We start from the raw sequence: 2,642 nt of genomic DNA, 5'->3' as shown, positions 1-2,642 counted from the left end.
ATATCGAGGAAGGCGGCGGGGCCGCCGACCTCGACCTCGGTGACGGCGTCGGCGTGCTGCACGATCAGATGCCGCGCGCCGAAGTCGCCGTCGAGCTTGACGAGATCGCCAAAATAGCGCCGCGACCACACCACCGGATTGCCGCGCCGCCCATTGCTGACCGGCACCACGATCAGCGAGCCCGCGCCCGGCGAGAACGCCTCGATCATCCTGTCGATCATCGCGGCATCGACCAGCGGCATGTCGCCGAGGCAGATCACCGCGCCGTCGGCGCTCTCGGGGACCGCGTCGATGCCGGCCCTGACCGAACCGCCCTGCCCTTCGGCAAACGCCGGATTGTGGACGAACCTGACGTTCAGTCCGGCGAGCGCCTGTTCGACCTCCTCGCGCTGATGGCCCGTCACCACGACGACCGACGACGCGCGCGAGGCCAGCACCTGCTCGGCGACGATCCGGACCAGCTTCCGGCCGCCCACTTCGGCGAGCAGCTTGTTGCGCCCCCCCATCCGGGTCGACCGTCCGGCGGCGAGAATGACCGCCGCGATGTTGTTGTCGTCCGACGACGGAGCCGTGCGCGGCTGCGGGCGGCTCACGATCTCCATCAGCAGACCTCCCACGCCCATTCCGGTGATGTCGGCCCGTTTCACCTTGAGACCGGCGAGCAGGCGCATCAGCACCCAGTCAAAACCGTTTTCCTTGGGCGAGCGCGCACAGCCCGGCGCGCCGATCACCGGCACCTTGTCGACATTGCCGATCAGGATCAGGTTGCCCGGATCCACCGGCATGCCAAAATGCTCGATATGGCCGCCGACATCCTCCAGCGCCGCCGGAATGACATCGCGCCGGTCCGCGATCGCCGAGGCGCCGAACACCAGCACCAGCTCGGCGCCGAGCGCCAGCAGTTCGCGGATCGCCGCCGACAGCGCCGCCTGATCGTGCCGGATGCGGCGCTCGGCGATGATGGCGGCATTGGCCGGGGCCAGCCGCTCCTGGGTGACGCGCACGGTCTTGTCGATCACCTTGGGCGCAAGGCCCGGCAGCATGGTCGACACCACGCCGACCTTCTTCACCTTGAACGGCGCCACCCGCAATTTGCCGCGCCTCACCGCAGCGACCGCCTGGTCGCGCAGCCTGGCCTCGACCCCGAACGGGATCAGCTTCACCGTGCCGATCATCTCGCCTTCGACCACCGCCTTGAACGCCGGCAGCGTCGCGAACGTGATCGCCTCGTCGATCCGGTTGAGACGATCGACGGTGGTCCGGTCCACCAGCAGAACCCCCGCCTGCGAGGCGAACAGATTGGCGCGGCCGGTGAAGGCGCGCTCGATGCTCACCCCCTCGCCGGCGAGCGCCTCGGCGATCCCCGACGCCGCGGCGTCCTCGGACACGTCGCCCTCGTCGAGCCGCGCCACCACGATCTCGCGCACCCCGGCGCGGATCAGCGCCTCGGCCTCCTCGCGGCCGATCCGGGTGCCCTTCTTCAGCACCAGCGCCTCCTGCCGGATCGCATGAACCGTGACGCCGCCGATCGCATCCTGGGGTGCAACGGGACCGAACTTCATGCGGGGAACTCCATTGTCACGCGCCTCCGGCTCGCTCCGGCCGGGGCGGAAGCCGTAAACTAGCAGTGATTTCCGCCATAATCGAGACCGCTATTTCGGCCGGAGATACCGCTCCGATGGGCAGCCCGATCGGGGCATGGATGCGGGCCAGAGCCGCTTCGCCGGCTCCCCGGGCCCGGAACCGCTCCAGGCGCCTGGCATGGGTCTTCCGCGAGCCGAGCGCTCCGATATAGAAGCATTCCCGCTCGAGCGCGTGCAGCAACGCCGGATCGTCGATCTTCGGATCGTGGGTCATGGCGACCAGCGCCGTATAGCGGTCGATCTTGAGCGGCGGCAGCGCCACATCGGGCCAGTCGGCGAACAGCGAGATCCCCGGAAAGCGCTCGGGCGCGGCAAACGCGGTGCGCGGATCGATCACGACCACGTCGTAGCCGAGCGATTGCGCCAGCGGCGCGAGGGTCTGGGCGATATGGACCGCGCCGATCATGACCAGGCGCGCGGTCGGGGCGTAGACGTTCAGGAACAGCTTGCGTCCATCGACTTCGACGATCCCGGATTTGCCCGTCCGCAACTGCGCCGCAAGCTGTTCGTGCAGCGGATCGCCCGCGATCCCGGCCGCTTTGACAAGACGCTGCTCGCCGCTGACAACATCGGTGATGACGATGACGGCGCGGCGCGCGGTGCGCTCCGCATTGAGCTCGCTCAGCACCGCGCGCTTCATGCCCGCTCCGCCTCGCCGGCCTCGATCTTCTCGACGAAAATCCGGATGGTGCCGCCGCACGACAGCCCGACGCCAAGCGCCGTCTCGTCGGCGACGCCGAACTCCAGCAGTCTCGGCCGCCCGTTCGCGATCACGTCCAGCGCCTCCAGCACCACCGCGCCCTCGACGCAGCCGCCCGACACCGAACCCAGAAACGTGCCCTTGTCGTTGATCACGAGGCTGGAGCCGGCCGGACGCGGCGCAGAGCCCCAGGTCTCCACCACCGTCGCCAGCGCAACGCCCTGCCCGGCCTCGAGCCACTCCTGCGCCGCTCGCAGAATGTCCTCGTCTCGCTCCAGCATCGTCGATCTCTCACGCCG

At 69.1% G+C, this 2,642-nt stretch carries 3 protein-coding genes; all 3 read right to left on the bottom strand.

Annotated features, from left to right (window positions below; all coding sequences use genetic code 11):
- Positions 1 to 1,562, bottom strand: a 1,562-nt coding sequence (locus J0J01_RS32660) for a molybdopterin-binding/glycosyltransferase family 2 protein (protein ID WP_296387822.1), incomplete at its 3' end; no start/stop codon positions are given.
- Between the two features lie 16 nt (positions 1,563 to 1,578).
- Positions 1,579 to 2,283 (bottom strand): XdhC family protein, encoded by a 705-nt coding sequence (locus J0J01_RS32655; RefSeq protein WP_296387821.1) that lies wholly within the window; start codon positions 2,281 to 2,283, stop codon positions 1,579 to 1,581.
- Positions 2,280 to 2,624: an XdhC family protein gene (locus J0J01_RS32650; protein WP_296387823.1), complete on the bottom strand. Its 345-nt coding sequence runs from the start codon at positions 2,622 to 2,624 to the stop codon at positions 2,280 to 2,282. The genes J0J01_RS32655 and J0J01_RS32650 overlap by 4 nt, the downstream gene beginning before the upstream one ends.
- Positions 2,625 to 2,642 lie beyond the last annotated feature (18 nt).

It is taken from the genome of Reyranella sp., assembly GCF_017305915.1.
Taxonomy (GTDB): Bacteria; Pseudomonadota; Alphaproteobacteria; order Reyranellales; family Reyranellaceae; genus Reyranella.
This window is presented reverse-complemented; position numbering and strand designations above follow the sequence as displayed.